The following is a 16119-nucleotide window of genomic DNA, read 5'->3' as shown; positions in this document are numbered from 1 at the left end:
AGATCATTAGGCAACTCATTCAGTATTTCTTATTTATTGAATTTGCTGACCAAGGATTTTCTCGCGATACATATTGGCCAAATGGCGCGCCCTCATGCTCCACTGCTCTGTAATCTTTGGGAAATCTGTTGCGCCGCGCCCATCCATTCCTTGCAATGTAACGTAGCCCTGCCCATCCTGTCCGCGTACAAAAGCTATGTAGTTATATATTGAATCTCGAAATTCAGTGAGAGCATAAAAGAAGGCATCGCCAGCCGGAAGCGCACGAGATAAGTCAATGCGACCTTGGGCATATAAAAAATCATTGACACCCTTCATTCCCCATCCTACCCGATCCAACTCAATGTAAAGATTGTCCACGGCGTCATAATGCACAGATGGAATGTAACCACATGAAAAGTCCCATGTTTCGAGCCAGTCGAGAAAGTCAGACCTGAAATATGAAGGAACAATATTTTGAAGTGTGGCTATGGAATCCGCCATCTGCTGAGGCGTTAATGCGCTCCTGGCAACTTGAAATGCTGATGGGAAAATTCTCTTACAGACATCTTGTGGGATAAAACTAATATCAGAAATTTCACCCCAATAGACCACGTGAACCGGAAAAATCGATCCATCCAGCCTTTTGTGTTGAGTGCCATGGAACTGATGATGATTTATGCTGGTATGGCGATTTGCCGTTGTGAAAATCACATAACAACCAATCGGCTCAGGGAAGGAATCGGTCTTACTCAACTCAGCCGTAACGTCTGTAGAGTTTAGTTGATTAACAAATTTTGCCTGCCCAAACACTGAGTAGCCGCCAACGGCAGGAAAAATGTCAATGCCATGCTGCCTTTGCCCATTTCCGCCGTATCTTCTGAATTGCACGTCATACCTCATATTCCGCGCGACCCAGTCCCTCATGAGGTAGCAGCAAATTTCCTCAAAATCTTGATCAGTTCTAAAGGTCAGTCCTTGCATTTTTATCCTGGATCTTTGTAAGAGCGTTGATATTTTGCCACGCGGCCGGTGGAAATTCCCTTCTTGAATTCTGGCCTGACGACCACTCCCTGAGCGAACTGGACGCACGCTGCCAATCAAACCGATCAGCGCAGTTTCCTATTGTTTGCTGCCTGCAGTCACCCTGAACTCCACCATCGCACTATTCTGATCACACAGGAATGGCGCGATGTTGGCTCCGATCTGGCAGCGCGCCGCGCATCGCGGCGTGCCCATTTTTCTCGTGACGGCCCTGCTGCTGGGTCAGTCCCCGATGGCGTTGGCCGAGTCCCCCGCACAGCGCCAGGAGCTGGTCGCCGCGCTGCGCCAACTCGACGCGCTGGAGCGCACCGTCGCCGACAGCGCCGCGCGTGCCCCCATCCAGCCGGGCGAGCGCTACCACTTCGATTACCCGCGGTTGCTGGCTGACTTGGCGCGCGTGCGCGCCGGCATCCAGGCCCATCTCACACCGTCGCGTGCCCAGCCGCGCGACCCCTCCGAACTGGCCAGCGACTACCGCACCGAGCGGTCCGCTTCGCCATCGCCGACGACTACGGAAGCCAAGCCATGAACGGCGCCCAGGTCTCGGCATTTCAAGCCAACAGCGGCATCGCGCCTTCGGCGATGGCGACCGTCCTGGTCGGCGCCGTGTTCGCGGTGCTCCTCGTCTGGGGCGTCTGGGCCATCCGAACGGCCTACGTGGGGTGGTCCGAGAGCCGCCTCAACCAGCGCCAGTTCCTCGGCGTCTGCATCCGCTTCGTCGCGATGTACCTCGTCCTGAGCTTCTTCCTCCTCTCCTGACCTGAAAGGCACGACCATGCAAAACCGCATCCTCCATTCCCGCCTTGCCCAGCGCGCCGCTGTGGCACTGGGCTCCGCCGCGCTGCCCGCGCTGTCGTTCGCGCAAGGCTTGCCGCAGTTGGAAAACCCGACCCGCGGCACCGGCAACGGCATCATGGAAACGATCAGGAACTACGGCTACGACATCATCATGCTCGTAGCCCTCCTGGTCGTGGCGTCGATGTTCATCGGCGTCTGCTACCACGCCTACGGCACCTACGCGGAAATCCACACCGGCCGCAAGACCTGGGGCCAGTTTGGCCTCACCGTCGCGATCGGTGCCGTGCTGCTCGTGATCGGCATCTGGCTGCTCACCGAAGCCACCGGCATCCTGTAAGGCGAGGCCGGTATGTCCGAGCAGCAGCACGTCCGTGCGGACGGGACGGTCACGTTCCTTCCGCATCGGCTCAACCGCCACCCTGTTGTCGTGCGCGGCCTCACCGCCGACGAACTGTGGATCTGCTGCGGCCTGTCCGGCGCCGCCGGCCTGCTGGTCGGCGCGCCGCTGTCCTGGGTGTTCCGCACGATCGCCATCGCGCCGACGTTCGTCGTCCTGGGCGTGGCCCTGGGCGTCTTCATCGGCGGCGGCATCCTGCGCCGGCTCAAGCGCGGGCGCCCCGACACCTGGCTGTACCGGCAACTGCAATGGCGCATCGCCACGCGCCATCCACTGATGGCGGGATGGGTAGGCGGCCACGTGCTGATCTCGCGCTCCGGCTTCTGGTCCACCCGAAGGTCCGTTGCAAGGGGGGCACGATGAGCCGCTTCAAGAACGAGATCACCCACCTGCAGGCGCACATCAAGACGCTTCGCCTGGGTGCTGGTGCGCTGGTCATCGTCGCCCTGGTCATGGGCGGTGGCTGGTGGAGCGCGCCGCGCGACCTGACCATCCACGTCCCGCCCGACCTGCGCTCGGGCAGTACCCGCAAGTGGTGGGAAGTGCCGCCCGAATCGGTCTATGCGTTCACGTTCTACGTGTTCCAGACCCTCAACCGCTGGCCGACGAACGGCGAAGAGGACTATCCGCGCAACCTCCACACGCTCTCGCCGTACCTTACCCCGTCCTGCCAGGCCTTCCTGCGCGCGGACTACGACTACCGCCGTTCCACGGGCGAGCTGCGCCAGCGCGTGCGCGGGATTTATGAGATCCCCGGCCGCGGCTACGGCGACGACCCCACGGCGCGCGTGCGCGTGGTCTCCGACCGCGACTGGGTGGTGACGCTCGACATCACCGCCGACGAGTACTACGGCGCCGAGCAGGTCAAGCGCGCGCTCGTGCGCTACCCGGTGAAGGTCACGCGGGTGGACGTCGATCCCGCCCGCAACCCCTTCGGCCTGGCGCTGGACTGCTACGACGGCGCGCCCCAGCGCATCAGCGCACCGGAGCCGACTCGCCCGGCACCTGGCGGCCTGTCTCCGCAAGCGCCCCAAGGAGGAAACACCCCATGAAGCATCCTGTACTCGTGCTGCTGGGGCTGCTGGCCGTGGCCGCGGCACCCGTCTCCCATGCTGTGGAGATTCTGCGGTGGGAACGCATGCCGCTGGCGGTGCCGCTGAAGGTCGGCCAGGAGCGCATCGTGTTCATCGACCGGAACGTCCGCGTGGGCGTGCCCGCAGGCGTGGGCGAACGCCTGCGCGTGCAGAGCGCAGGTGGCGCGGTGTACCTGCGCGCCAGCGAGCCGATCGAGCCCACGCGGCTGCAATTGCAGGACGCCGACACGGGCGCGCTGATCCTGCTCGACATTGCGGCCGAGCCGCCCAAAGACGGCGAAGCCGAGCTGGAGCCGGTGCGCATCGTCGAGGGCAGCAGCACCCCTGCGCGCTACGGCGATCAGCCAGGCGGTGCCGATGAGGCCCCGGCACGCGCCCAGGACCAAGCAGGTACGCGGGCGACCCGGCGCGAAACCCCGGTTCCGGTCGTCCTGACGCGCTTCGCCGCGCAGAACCTCTACGCGCCGCTGCGCACTGTGGAGTCGCTGCCTGGCGTCATGCGGGTGAACCTGCGCCGTGACCTCGACCTCGGCACGCTGATGCCGACGCTGCCGGTGCGCGCGGTCGCGCTCGCGTCGTGGCGTCTGGAAGACCAGTGGGTCACGGCCGTGCGCCTGACCAACAGCAGCAGCGGCTGGGTCACGCTCGACCCGCGCGTGCTGCAAGGCGATTTCCTCACCGCCACCTTCCAGCACGAAGCGCTCGGACCGCGCGGGACGCCCGAGGACACGACCGTCCTGTACCTGGTGACGCGCGGGCACGGCCTCGCGCAATCGCTGCTGCCGGCGATCCACCGCTTCGACCCGGCCGTGCATCTGCCGCAGCGGGAAGCTGAAGCCGACGATGGCAAGGAGGCCCGCCATGCGCAGTAACGGCTTGCTCAAGTGGCTGATGATCCCGGTCGCCTTGCTGGTGCTGTTCGTTGCCATCCGGCTGTTCTCCGGTGGAAGCACGTCGGCACCGCCCGCCGCGGATGCTGGCTCCAAGCTCACGCCCGAGGAAATGAAGGCGTTGGGCATCGAAGGCGATACCCCGCGCGATACCGTGGCAACGCTCGTCGCCCAGGTGAAACAGTTGCGCACCGAGCTTCAGACCGCGCTGACCGACAACAAGTCGCAGCGCGAGGAAAACCAGCGGCTGCGCCAGCGGGAGAACTCCATTGATCAGCGCATCAATTCGGCCCTCGAATCCGAGCGCTCCAACCTGCGCCGCGACCAGGAACAGGCGGCCAGCGCGCGCCAGCAGACCGAGGGGCTGCTCGCCGACCTGCAGCGGCGCCTGGACAGCATTGGCGGGCGCGGCGGCGGTCACGCTGATCTGCCGGTGGGCCTGGGGCTGCGCGGCGGCGACGAGGCCGGCATGGAAGGCGGCATGCGCTGGGTCGAACCGGACGACGCGAAGAAGGCCGAGGGCCGCAATGGCAGTCGTGGCGCAGGCAGCGGCATGAGCTTCCCGACGAGCTTCGGCCCGGCACAAAGCACACTGGAAACCACCGCGGAAACCGTGGCGAACGCCGGCGCAGGTGCGGCAGGCGTCAAGAGCGCCAAGCCGGTCTATACCGTGCCGACCAACTCGACACTGATGGGCTCCGTGGCGATGACGGCGCTGATTGGGCGCGTGCCGATCGACGGGACGGTGAACGATCCGTACCCCTTCAAGGTGCTGGTCGGGCCGGACAATCTGACTGCCAACGGCATCGACATTCCCGACGTGGCCGGCGCGGTGTTCTCCGGAACCGCATCGGGCGACTGGACGCTCTCGTGCGTGCGCGGCCAGGTTCGCAGCATCACCTTCGTCTTCAACGACGGCACGATCCGCACGATTCCCGAAGACCGCGAAGGCAACCAGCAGAACAACCAGCAGCGCGACGGCCTGGGCTGGATCAGCGACCCGCACGGCATCCCGTGCGTCAGCGGCGAACGGCGCAGCAACGCCCAGCAGTACCTCGGGTCGCAAGCTCTGATCACCGCGGCCGGAGCCGGCGTGGCCTCGCTCATCGAGAGCGACAGCGGCCGCATGTCCTACGTCGGCTCGGACGGCGCCATCGGCACCGTGGGCATCAGCGGCAAGGAAGCAGTCGGCCAGATCCTCGCGGGCGGCGTCCGGGACATGTCGACCTGGGTCAACAAGCTCTACGGACAGGCTTTCGCCGCCGTCTATGTGCAGCCAGGCGCCAAGGTCGCCGTCCACCTCGAAAAGCCGCTGGCCATCGATCACGACCCCGAAGGCCGGCGCGTCGATCACCGTGCAGGAGAAAGCCATGCGCTCGAACTCGATTAAGGGCCTCGCGCTGGCCGCGGCCGTCGCCGTGCTCAGCGGTTGCGCCACCAGCAAGGAAGAACTGCTGACCCATAGCGACCGCACCATGATGGACATCTGGCAGCAGGAAACGGGTGGCGGCGGCAGTGGCACCGGCCAGGTCGCGCGCCGGCAGTTGCTCGACGCGCGCCAGAGCCTGCGCCGGCCGCTGACCGACGCCGATGTGCAGGCTGCGCCCGTCGAGCAGATGCGCTACACGCGCACGGCGCGCAACGAGGTTTATCGCCAGTTCCAGCGCCTGCCCAACCCCGATCTCGTCATGTATGTGTACCCGCACCTGGCGGGCACGGACCCCGTGCCGGTTCCGGGCTACACGACGGTCTTCCCCCTGTACCAGCGCGTGCAGTACGCCATGCCCGGTGAACGGCTGGAGGACTATTGATGCGCTGGGAACTTCCCTGGCCGAAGCTGGCCGCATCCGGCACCGGCGACGAAGAGAAGCCGGACGGCTGGCAGCGCCACGTCGAGGCCTTGCGCCAGGCCGGCGTCCCTGAACCCGGCGCAGCGGTCCAGGGCCGCAGGCCGGCGACGGTAGCCGACGAGCAGGCGCTGTACGACGTCGCGCCGTCGTTCGCGGAACTGCTGCCTTGGGTGGAGTTCTTGCCGCAGTCGAAGTCCATGCTGCTGGAGGATGGGCAGTCGGTCGCTGCCTTCTACGAGCTGGTGCCGCTGGGCACCGAGGGGCGGGAGCCCGGCTGGCTCGCGCATGCCCGCGATGCCTTGGAGAACGCGCTCCAGGACTCGTTCGATGAGCTGGACGAAAACCCCTGGGTACTCCAGCTCTATGCCCAGGACGAGCCCAGCTTCGACCAGTACATGCAGACCCTGCGCGACTACGTGCAGCCGCGTGCCCGCGGCACCGCTTTCACCGAGTTCTACTTGCGCTTCTTCGGCCACCACCTGCGCGCGGTCGCCAAGCCGGGCGGCCTGTTCGAGGACACGGTGGTCACGCGGCTGCGCTGGCGCGGCCAGACGCGGCGGGTGCGCATGGTGATCTATCGCCGTGCAACTGGGCAGGCAAGCCGCCGCGGCCAGACGCCCGAGCAGATGCTGAACATCGTCTGCGACCGCCTGTGCGGCGGCCTGGCGAACGCCGGCATCCAGGCACGGCGCATGGTCGCAGCCGACGTCCACGACTGGCTGCTGCGGTGGTTCAATCCGCGCCCGGCGATGCTTGGACCGAGTGCAGAGGACCGGGAGCGCTTCTACGCGCTGGCGCGCTACCCCGACAGCACCGAAGAAAGCGAGGCCGGCGAAATCGAGCTGGCGAGCGGGCGGGATTTCAGCCAGCGGCTGTTCTTCGGCCAGCCACGCTCCGACGTGGAGCACGGCACCTGGTATTTCGACGGCATGCCGCACCGCGTGCTGATCACCGACCGGCTGCGCATGCCGCCCGGCACCGGACACCTGACCGGCGAGACCCGCAAAGGGGATGCCATCAACACGCTGTTCGACCAGATGCCGGAAGACACCTTGCTGTGTCTCACGATGGTCGCCACGCCGCAGGATGTCCTGGAAGCGGATCTCAACCACCTGGCGAAGAAGGCCGTGGGCGAGACGCTGGCGTCGGAGCAGACGTTGAAGGACGTGCAGGAAGCCCGCTCCCTCATCGGCAGCGCACACAAGCTCTACCGGGGGACGCTGGCATTCTACCTGCGCGGACGCGACGAAGCGGAACTGGACCGGCGCGGCCTGGACCTGGCGAACGTGATGCTCAATGCTGGCTTGCAGCCGGTGCGCGAGGACGACGAGGTGGCGCCGCTCAACAGCTACTTGCGGTGGCTGCCATGCTGCTACAACCCCGGCCAGGATCGGCGCAAGTGGTACACCCAACTGATGTTCGCTCAGCACGCGGCGAACCTGTCGCCGGTGTGGGGCCGCGCTCAAGGTACGGGGCACCCGGGCATCACGATGTTCAACCGCGGTGGCGGGCCGATCACCTTCGACCCGCTCAGCCGCCTGGATCGGCAGATGAACGCCCATCTGTTCCTGTTCGGCCCCACCGGCTCCGGCAAGAGCGCCACGCTCAACAACCTCTTGAATCAGGTCACGGCCATCTACCGACCGCGGCTGTTCATCGTGGAGGCTGGCAACAGCTTCGGCCTGTTCAGCGACTTCGCACGCATGCTCGGGCTGACGGTAAACCGGGTCAAGCTGGCCCCAGGTTCGGGCATCAGCCTCGCGCCATTCGCAGACGCGCGTCGGCTGATCGAGACGCCCAGCGACGTGCAGACGCTCGACGCCGACGCGCTGGATGAAGACCTCCGCCCGCACTGGCCTGCATCGCTTCACCCGACGGGACGACCACCTTCTTCTGGACGGCCATCAGGCCGGCGGCGACCACGACGGCGCCCGCAATGAACAAGAGGCTGAACTTGTTGACCTTCATGAAAAAACTCCTTGAATGAGGTTGATGGGTTCACTGTAGGGCCTCCCATTGTTGGAAGGTCAAGCCCTTATTTCGCCCGTCACTTGGCGCTGCACGGCGGTGTGCCCATGCCCATTTCAGTTGCAAGTAATTCTCAACAAAGGTAGGATGTTAGGACGTTAATAGCGAGAGTCCAGGATCATGTCCCAGCAACCGAAAGTTCACGACACCAGCGATTTCCCCATCGTCCGCTTCGACGGCGCAAGCATCTACAACGGATACAGCAGCGCCTGGTGCGCGGAAATGGATGAACTCGTCGCCTGCGGAAAGCCCTTCGTGCTTATCTACGTCGCGGGAGGGCCAGAAGAGACTCTCGACGATCGCGCTCAGCGCGGCGTCTGGCTGAAGACTCACAAGGAGACGCTTGGCGGCACATTGCTCGCGCTCATCCACGTCGAACCGGATTCGGATAAGCGAGCCCAGTTGGAGGCCATGCTGCCAAAGCTCGTCCAGGCTTTCGGTACACCGCAGTCCACCCGGGCCACCCACGCCGATGCCGAGGCGCTGGCCCGGTATGTCCTGGCGGGTGGTCGCGTCGAAGATTCGATATGAACAGCACCGTCCGGTCGCTGTAGCGCACCAAGGGCCTATCCATGAGGACCGGCTACCGCGTGCTCTCCGGGAAACAACCCGCGTTCCGATCAACGGGGCCGGCGACCGGCTGCTCGATGGAAAGCGGCATTGCCAGCGCGGGAGTCGCGCTCGGATCAACCCGATTTCTCAAGTGCCGCAATCAGCGGAGCGACCACGTTCCGCACAGCCGCCGCAGCTGCTTCTCCATCCTGGCGCTCGATAGCATCCACGATCGCCTCATGGGTCGCGAGACCCGGCTCGGGCAGTTCCTTGTCCTTCAGCGCAGTCAGCGTGTTCATGCGGACCGAGTTCGCGAAGTAGCGGTACAGCTCAGCCAGCGCGCCGTTGCCGCACATCCCGGCGATCGCGCAGTGGAAAGCCGTATCGGCCTCGGCAAAGGCCGCGCTCGATGCGTGTTGCTCCTGCTCGCCGCGGGCCTTCAACAGTCGGCGCAGCAGCCCAACGTCCGCCTTGGACCGATGCACCGCGGCCAACCTGGCCGCCTCGGTTTCCAGCATGCAGCGCAACGCGAAGTGCTCTCGCAAGCCGGAACGCCCGACACGGCGCATGACCTCGGCCGGATCGATATTGGTTCGCACGTAGGTGCCATCACCCTGGCGGACTTCCAGGACCTGGCCGTGCGAGAGCACGCGAATGGCTTCCCGCACCGTGTTGCGGCCAACCTCCAGCATCTCGGCCAGTTCCTGCTCCCTGGGGATGCGCTCGCCGACCTTCCAGGCGCCTCCCTCGATCTGGCCGCGGATCAGCTCAATCGTCGAATCGACGAGCGAACGCCGCGGCGCCTGTGGGAGTGTGAAGCGGTTATTCATCGCGGTTCTCAAATGACGTAGAGACGGGAGCCCATCGGACCTCGATTGTAGCAACTCAGGCCTTATACATAGGATGATTCTATGTATTTGACAAAAGAGCAATTGCCGACGGCCTGTGCTTCGTTGCGCGCGACATGCGATTTTCCACCACGCCCGTGCGAGCGGGATTTTTTTCAACACCTTTTGGAGTATTTCGACCATGAACAACATGCAGCACGCCCTGTCATTCAGGCCCCTTCGTTCTTCAGACGGCTTGCGCTGCCGTCCGGTGCAGGCTTTGGGAGCGATATTCCTCGGGCTGGCTTCACTCGCCTATAGCGTCACGTCGCAGGCGGCAGATGAGCCAGAGAACGTGAAGGTGGTCCGGCAATACCTTGACGCCTGGAATGGCGGGCGAACCGACGCGATGGAAAAAGTGCTCGATTCCAACGTCGTCTATTTCAATACCAGCAATGAAGCGTCCCGCACTGGGCCTCAAGCCATTACCGAAGTCTCGCAGTTTCTGATGAAAATCCTGCCCGACCGAAAAATGAAAATCCGTTCGCAGCCGGTTGCCTCCGGCGATGGTGTGGCGATCGAGTGGGAATTCACCGCCACCAAGAACAGCAATGGCGGGACGTCGCCCTCCAGTTCGACCATCAGTTATTTCGGCGCGAGCTTCTTCCGTGTTTCGAACGGAAAGATTGTCTATGCCAGCGACTACTACAACCACAACACCATGCAGAAGCAGCTTCAGCAGTAACGTAAATCCGCAAACAGGAAATCACCGACATGTCCCGCTTCATCATGCACAAGCCCTCGGCGCCGCCAGCGCAGCGGTGAGGCAAGCGCTTTTCCTCAATCCAAGGTAATTGCGCTGGTGACTTGATGAATATCTGACACGCCGGTTATCGAGCCTTGTCTCGATGAAATAGAAATCCCGAATGAAACTACCAACCACGAAGCAGGAACTCCTTGACAAGGTTCGCGCCAGCCACCGAAAGCTCGGGGTAGAAGCTGCCACCATTCCCGCCAGCCACTACCGGCACACGGCCATGATCTGGCAGGAGCCGCGCCTGCATACCAACGCTGCGATGGTCCTGGTGGACGTCATCGTCTGGAACACGATGATCCTGCAGTTCGCGCATGATCGGACGCCTGGACCTTCGGCGTCCTTTTACTCGCCGAGTGCGATGGCGCAGCGGGCCGAGCGTCTTTCTGCCGGCTTCCAGCGCCGTTTCGCGGGCAGAGACCTTCGCGAGCTGGAAGCCATGCTCACGGAGGGACAGGACCGGGTGCTCGACTGCGTGGCGCACCATTCGAACGCCTCGCTTTTCGATCCCGCGTTGAGCCCGATGAAGACCCTCGGGCGCAAGATCCAGTTCTTCACCTCCACCGCCTACGACGACGCGCTGTCGAGGCTGCGCCAGTGGAAGCAGGTGCTGTAGCGGCCGAGGCGACCCACTGCGCGGAGCGCCTCTTGCACCGCTCCGATCAGACCGGAGCTGGCAGCGCCGGCTTTCGCGCGGCCTGCCACAGCAGCGGCACCAGGATCAGCGCCAGGGCCGGGAAGATCATCCAGTTGACCGCCTGCCAGCCCGAGCTGTGCAGGATCGATCCCGCGAGGAACGACACGGCCGCCGTGGCGGCGAAGACGAAGAAATCGTTCATGCCCTGCGCCTTGCTGCGCTCGGCCGGGGTGTGGCAATCGGTGACCATCGCCGTCGCGCCGATGAAGCTGAAGTTCCAGCCGATGCCCAGCAGCGCCAGCGAGCCCCAGAAGTGGGACAGGCCGAGCCCGCCCAGGGCCACCACCCCGGAGGCGGCGAGCAGCACCATGCCGACGGCGGTCACGCGCTCCTTGCCGTAGCGCACCATCAGTCGTCCTGTGAAAAAGCTCGGCCCGAACATCGCCAGCAGGTGCCACTGTATTCCTAGGGCGGCGTTGTCCACCGAATGCCCGTGGTTGACCATCGCCACCGGCGCGGCCGTCATCACGAACGCCATCACCCCATAGGACACCACGCCCGCAGCCACGGCCAGCAGATAGCGCGGCATCGCCAAGAGCTGCAGCACCGTCCGACCGCTATCGGCGACTGCTTCGGCCTGGGTCTGGCTCGGCGTGCGCAGCATCAGCAGGATCGGCAAGGCGATCAGCGGCAGCAGCGCCTGGCTGAGGAAGCTGCCAACGTAGGGCGTGCCCGCTACCGCATCGCGCGTGAAGATCACCAACTGCGGCCCGATGATGGCGCCCGCGAGACCGCCCACCATGACCCAGGAAATGGCCTTGGCCTTAAGCGCGTCCTCGGCGGTGACGGCGGCTGCGAAGCAGTAGCCCACAGCAGGAAATCGAACTATGAAACGAATAACCCCTTTCCTTCTGGTCGCAGTACTCGGGGGCACTGAAGCAGGCCAGCGTGTCTACTCATCGCGCATGAATTGCCTGACAACCTTTCAAATTTAGAGAAGATAAATTGAAGTTCTGACGGGAATTTCTCAGTAAAAGAATCCTATCTTTCTCGTCAACAGACTGAACGGCACCCCCTGAGTTTTTATGCATATATTCAAGATCGGCAAATTCTTTAATGATTCACCACAAAAAAGGCGGGAAGCCCATTGAGCGATCCCGCCATAGCAAAAAACTCAAACATGCTCACATCAGGAAACTTTACCCTGAAACGATCCCTTGAAATTTAAGCGCATAGTAATAATAAGATTTAGCCATTAGCCGAATCTTCCAAAGTTGGCGCACTGCTTGCTACGTTTTTAAGCGACTCCGCCATAGTGAAGTACGGAGACCACTGTTTTGCAAGTTGGTCAACCGTAAGTCCTGCGGAGATAATATAGGTTGCAGCTGCAATAACCTCTCCAGCAGATTCGCCTACCATATGAATACCCAGAATCCTTCCTGTCTCACGCTCGGATATCATCTTGATTATCCCTTTGTCGTGACGACTTACAATAGCACGTAGAACAAAGGAAACCGGAATTTCACGAACATCATAGGCAATTTGGGCCGCCTCAGCCTGCATAGGAGTCATGCCGACAGCAGCCATCTCGGGCGACGTGAAAATGACGCGGGGCAAGGCGGTGTAGTCTAGGGACCGAGGCTCGTTGCCCAGAGCATTGCTCGCGGCCACGGTCCCCTGCGCACTAGCGACATACACTAATTGAGCCATACCAGTGACATCGCCCGCTGCCCAGATGCGAGGATTTGAGGTTCGCAGATGTTCGTCCACAATTATTTCGCCTCGATCGCCCCTGGACACATTGACAGCATCCAAGTTGAGTCCTTCAGTTGCCGGACGGCGCCCCGTCGCTATGAGAATCTTATGGGCGAAAATTTGCTGAGTACGTCCTTCGGCGACGACAGTTGCAAGCACCCCGCTCTCGTGTGGTACGACGTTTGTCAGATTGGCGCCAGTATGGAACATGATGCCCTCCGCTGACAGCGCCTGCTCCAGTGCCGCAGAAATCGCGGGATCCTCGAACGGTGCAATTCGAGGAGCTATCTCGACCACTTCAACCTTGCTGCCCAGTCGAGCGAACAATTGACCTTGCTCCAGACCGATCGCATTGCCGCCGACGACCAGCATGGACTCAGGCACCTGCTCAAGGGACATGGCCGAGCCGGAAGTGAGAAAGTCCACCTCACTGAGGCCAGGAATGGAAGGAATGAATGGCGCTGCCCCACTGGCGATCAGTACCTGCTTGGCGTACACCAGGTTTGTGTTTCCGTCTGAGTCCGCGACGACGAGCGCTACGATATCTGGCTCATCTGACGCTACAAAGGTCGCCTTGCCGCGAAATACCGCAATACCTGCATCCTTGGGTGCTTGTACATGGAAAGACTGCCGGAAGTGCCCGATCATTTGATCTTTATCTCTGACAAGCAAAGACAAGTCGACAGGCCCGGCCGAGGTCGCTATACCTGGGAACTTCCCATGCGCAGCAGACATGCGAGCAGAAGCCGCCGCAAGCAACGTCTTTGAAGGAACGCATCCTACATTGAGACAGGTCCCTCCTGCCAACCCCTGTTCGATCATGGCGACTGTTTTGTCGAGCCTACGTGCTTCGTTCGCTGCGGCTCTAGCCGCCGAACCGGAACCTATCGTGACTAGATCATAGATGACGGAGGGCTGTTGTGCGGAAGCCGCTGTTGTCGTGTTCATAAAAGAAGCCTCAAGGAAATTGCAAAGAAAGAGACAGATCGGTCTCCTTGAGGGATTGTAGACAACCCTGTCTCCTTGTGTCAACATGTCGCGTATGAATCCTCACAACGATGAATAACATCATGGACAAAAAAGAACAGTTAGTCGCAACTGCCTTTAACCTTTTTTATAAGTACGGCATTCATGCTGTTGGCATCAATCGGGTACTTGAAGAGTCCGGCATTGCCAAGAAAACGCTATATAACCATTTCTCCAGCAAGGAAGATCTAATTGCTGCGACCGTCGAATATTGTGATCAGCAGTATTTCTCTTGGCTCGATTTGCGTTTGCACGAAGCGACGCCAGGTAGGGACGCCTTGTATGCCATGCTTGATGCTTTTGACGATCTGTTTCAGGGTCTCGATCAATCCAAGCCACTTTTCTTGGGTTGTTATTTCATTAATGTCAGCGCCGAATTCAGCAATCCGGATCATGATATACATAAGCTTTGCGCCCGAAACAAAGAGGCTATGCTGCGATGGATCACACACCACACTTCACTTGTCATAACGTCCAGAGAATCGATAGTTCAAATCTCTGAAACAATTGCTATGTTGCTTGAAGGGGCGATTATTCAGGCTCACGTTCTTGGAGATCTGCACGCTGCTCGCAAAGCCAAAGCCGTGGTTAAACTGCTTCTTGATAAATCTAACTAACTAACTAACTAACTAAATTCATCTGTCCATACAACTCTTTGACCATCAATAAAGGTGGAACGGCAAAGTAGCTTTCCGAAGTTTCAGCAGTGGAGACAAGTCGTGTAGTGCCGGAACGGGCCACTTATCGGCTTCCAGTCCTCGATCAATGCCCCAAGTCAAGTCAGTTGCAACCGTACCGCCCCTGCCACAGCAGCGGCACCAAGATCAGCGCCAAGGCCGGGAAGATCATCCAGTTGACCGCTTGCCAGCCCGAGCTGTGCAGGATCGACCCCGCGAGGAACGACACGGCCGCCGTGGCGGCGAAGACGAAGAAGTCGTTCATGCCCTGCGCCTTGCCCCGCTCGGCCGGGGTGTGGCAGTCGGTGACCATCGCCGTGGCGCCGATGAAACTCAAATTCCAGCCGATGCCCAACAGCGCCAGCGAGCCCCAGAAGTGGGACAGGCCGAGCCCGCCCAGGGCCACCACCCCGGAGGCGGCGAGCAGCACCATGCCGACGGCGGTCACGCGCTCCTTGCCGTAGCGCACCATCAGTCGCCCGGTGAAGAAGCTCGGCCCGAACATCGCCAGCAGGTGCCACTGTATTCCTAGGGCGGCGTTGTCCACCGAATGCCCGTGGTTGACCATCGCCACCGGCGCGGCCGTCATCACGAACGCCATCACCCCATAGGACACCACGCCCGCAGCCACGGCCAGCAGATAGCGCGGCATCGCCAAGAGCTGCAGCACCGTCCGACCGCTATCGGCGACTGCTTCGGCCTGGGTCTGGCTCGGCGTGCGCAGCATCAGCAGGATCGGCAAGGCGATCAGCGGCAGCAGCGCCTGGCTGAGGAAGCTGCCAACGTAGGGCGTGCCCGCTACCGCATCGCGCGTGAAGATCACCAACTGCGGCCCGATGATGGCGCCCGCGAGACCGCCCACCATGACCCAGGAAATGGCCTTGGCCTTAAGCGCGTCCTCGGCGGTGTCGGCGGCTGCGAAGCGGTAGCTCTGCACATACGCGCCGTAGAAGCCCGCCAGGAAGGTGCCGGCGCAGAAGATCCAGAACGAGGCCAGCATGATGCCCAACGCGGCGATCAGGCCCGAGGCCACGCCGAAGCCGACCCCCACCACGTATCCGTTGCGGCGGCCATGGTGCCGCATGATGAAGGCGGCAGGCAAGGTGCCGATGGCAAGACCCAGGCCGAACAGACTCACGGGCAAGGTGATCCAGGCCGAATTCTTGGCAAGCTGCTGGCCGACCAGCCCACCCAGCGACATCACGATGGGCGCGCTGGCGCCGCCGAGCGCCTGCGCGGCGGTGAGAACGCCGATGTTTCGGCGCGTGATGCTCTGGTCGGTCATGGGCGTCTTTCTTATTCGTTTGTCTGGCCGGAAATATTACACGCATGAATATATATTCAGTTATATGGACATGCGATGCTCACGAACCATCGCGAGCCGGTCCATCCTCGGAAGCCCCGGCGGAAGCAGCACCGTGCAGGGCCAATGCGAGCAGGTGCTCTTTCACCTGGATCAGTTGCTCCATGCGTTCCTCAACACAGGCGAGATGGCCTTGGACAGCCTGCCTTAGCAGCTCAGGTTCCAGGAACCCCTCATGTGCCCAACCCAGTAGGCGGCGCACGTCATCCAGGCCGATTCCCGAGGCACGGTAGTTGCGAATCAGGTGAAGCCGTTCGACATGGGCCGGGCCATAGCGCCGATAGTTGTTGCGTGACCGCTCCGGGGCTTGCAACAGGCCCTCCCGCTCGTAGAACCGAATGTTCTCCGGGGGGGTGCCCGTCAAGCGCGCAAGTTCACCGATCCTCAT

The 16119-nt window shown here is 61.9% G+C and carries 18 protein-coding genes and 1 pseudogene; 13 read left to right on the top strand and 6 right to left on the bottom strand.

Features of this window, described 5'->3' with window-relative positions; all coding sequences use genetic code 11:
• Window positions 1-33: 33 nt before the first annotated feature.
• A complete protein-coding gene (locus DTPSY_RS17910; RefSeq protein WP_003821104.1) occupies window positions 34-963 on the bottom strand; it encodes a hypothetical protein in 930 nt (309 codons plus the stop codon).
• Window positions 964-1171: 208 nt separating this feature from the next.
• Between DTPSY_RS17910 and DTPSY_RS05880 the strand changes: the two genes are divergently transcribed.
• The 10 genes and pseudogenes from DTPSY_RS05880 (at window position 1172) to DTPSY_RS05835 (ending at window position 8611) form a co-directional block, all read left to right on the top strand.
• A complete protein-coding gene (locus DTPSY_RS05880; RefSeq protein WP_003821105.1) occupies window positions 1172-1552 on the top strand; it encodes an integrative conjugative element protein, RAQPRD family in 381 nt (126 codons plus the stop codon).
• On the top strand, window positions 1549-1782 hold the full coding sequence (locus DTPSY_RS05875; RefSeq protein WP_003821106.1) for a TIGR03758 family integrating conjugative element protein: 234 nt from the start codon (window positions 1549-1551) through the stop codon (window positions 1780-1782). Before DTPSY_RS05880 ends, DTPSY_RS05875 begins: the two co-directional genes overlap by 4 nt.
• A 16-nt stretch (window positions 1783-1798) precedes the next feature.
• A complete protein-coding gene (locus DTPSY_RS05870) occupies window positions 1799-2158 on the top strand; it encodes a TIGR03745 family integrating conjugative element membrane protein (RefSeq protein ID WP_003821107.1) in 360 nt (119 codons plus the stop codon).
• A 12-nt stretch (window positions 2159-2170) separates the two neighbouring features.
• On the top strand, window positions 2171-2581 hold the full coding sequence (locus DTPSY_RS05865; protein ID WP_003821108.1) for a TIGR03750 family conjugal transfer protein: 411 nt from the start codon (window positions 2171-2173) through the stop codon (window positions 2579-2581).
• Window positions 2578-3270, top strand: a complete 693-nt coding sequence (locus DTPSY_RS05860) for a PFL_4703 family integrating conjugative element protein (RefSeq protein ID WP_003821110.1) — start codon at window positions 2578-2580, stop codon at window positions 3268-3270. The genes DTPSY_RS05865 and DTPSY_RS05860 overlap by 4 nt, the downstream gene beginning before the upstream one ends.
• Entirely contained in the window at window positions 3267-4184 is a 918-nt protein-coding gene (locus DTPSY_RS05855) for a TIGR03749 family integrating conjugative element protein (protein ID WP_003821112.1), read from the top strand. Before DTPSY_RS05860 ends, DTPSY_RS05855 begins: the two co-directional genes overlap by 4 nt.
• Complete coding sequence (locus tag DTPSY_RS05850; RefSeq protein WP_003821113.1) at window positions 4174-5592, top strand: TIGR03752 family integrating conjugative element protein; 1419 nt, start codon at window positions 4174-4176, stop codon at window positions 5590-5592. Before DTPSY_RS05855 ends, DTPSY_RS05850 begins: the two co-directional genes overlap by 11 nt.
• Window positions 5573-6013, top strand: a complete 441-nt coding sequence (locus tag DTPSY_RS05845; RefSeq protein WP_003821115.1) for a TIGR03751 family conjugal transfer lipoprotein — start codon at window positions 5573-5575, stop codon at window positions 6011-6013. Before DTPSY_RS05850 ends, DTPSY_RS05845 begins: the two co-directional genes overlap by 20 nt.
• Window positions 6013-7902 (top strand): annotated as a pseudogene (locus DTPSY_RS05840) (conjugative transfer ATPase); the annotation flags it as partial. The gene DTPSY_RS05845 and the pseudogene DTPSY_RS05840, both read left to right, overlap by 1 nt.
• Before the next feature lie 298 nt (window positions 7903-8200).
• Window positions 8201-8611 (top strand): hypothetical protein, encoded by a 411-nt coding sequence (locus tag DTPSY_RS05835; RefSeq protein WP_012614065.1) that lies wholly within the window; start codon window positions 8201-8203, stop codon window positions 8609-8611.
• Window positions 8612-8766: 155 nt separating this feature from the next.
• On the opposite strand, the gene DTPSY_RS05830 is transcribed toward DTPSY_RS05835, so the two are convergent.
• Window positions 8767-9462, bottom strand: a complete 696-nt coding sequence (locus tag DTPSY_RS05830; RefSeq protein ID WP_003821135.1) for a FadR/GntR family transcriptional regulator — start codon at window positions 9460-9462, stop codon at window positions 8767-8769.
• A gap of 199 nt (window positions 9463-9661) precedes the next feature.
• Between DTPSY_RS05830 and DTPSY_RS05825 the strand changes: the two genes are divergently transcribed.
• On the top strand, window positions 9662-10204 hold the full coding sequence (locus DTPSY_RS05825) for a nuclear transport factor 2 family protein (RefSeq protein WP_015912832.1): 543 nt from the start codon (window positions 9662-9664) through the stop codon (window positions 10202-10204).
• A 181-nt stretch (window positions 10205-10385) separates the two neighbouring features.
• On the top strand, window positions 10386-10889 hold the full coding sequence (locus tag DTPSY_RS05820; protein ID WP_003821138.1) for a ClbS/DfsB family four-helix bundle protein: 504 nt from the start codon (window positions 10386-10388) through the stop codon (window positions 10887-10889).
• 46 nt (window positions 10890-10935) lie between these two features.
• Here the strand turns inward: DTPSY_RS05820 and DTPSY_RS05815 are convergent, their stop codons facing one another.
• On the bottom strand, window positions 10936-11781 hold the full coding sequence (locus DTPSY_RS05815; RefSeq protein WP_024082530.1) for an MFS transporter: 846 nt from the start codon (window positions 11779-11781) through the stop codon (window positions 10936-10938).
• Between the two features lie 377 nt (window positions 11782-12158).
• Complete coding sequence (merA, locus tag DTPSY_RS17900; protein ID WP_003821139.1) at window positions 12159-13613, bottom strand: mercury(II) reductase; 1455 nt, start codon at window positions 13611-13613, stop codon at window positions 12159-12161.
• Window positions 13614-13735: 122 nt separating this feature from the next.
• Here merA and DTPSY_RS17895 point away from each other — a divergent pair, with 122 nt between their 5' ends.
• Window positions 13736-14308, top strand: a complete 573-nt coding sequence (locus DTPSY_RS17895) for a TetR/AcrR family transcriptional regulator (RefSeq protein ID WP_017638772.1) — start codon at window positions 13736-13738, stop codon at window positions 14306-14308.
• Window positions 14309-14471: 163 nt separating this feature from the next.
• On the opposite strand, the gene DTPSY_RS05800 is transcribed toward DTPSY_RS17895, so the two are convergent.
• Both DTPSY_RS05800 and DTPSY_RS05795 read right to left on the bottom strand, forming a co-directional pair.
• The gene (locus DTPSY_RS05800) at window positions 14472-15653 is read right to left on the bottom strand and encodes an MFS transporter (RefSeq protein ID WP_012614063.1); all 1182 of its coding nucleotides are present in this window, start codon (window positions 15651-15653) and stop codon (window positions 14472-14474) included.
• 79 nt (window positions 15654-15732) lie between these two features.
• Complete coding sequence (locus tag DTPSY_RS05795; protein WP_015912830.1) at window positions 15733-16119, bottom strand: MerR family transcriptional regulator; 387 nt, start codon at window positions 16117-16119, stop codon at window positions 15733-15735.

This window comes from [Acidovorax] ebreus TPSY (assembly GCF_000022305.1).
GTDB lineage: Bacteria > Pseudomonadota > Gammaproteobacteria > Burkholderiales > Burkholderiaceae_C > Diaphorobacter > Diaphorobacter nitroreducens.
Note: the sequence above shows the minus strand (reverse complement) of the source record. Positions and strands in the feature narration are given on the sequence as shown.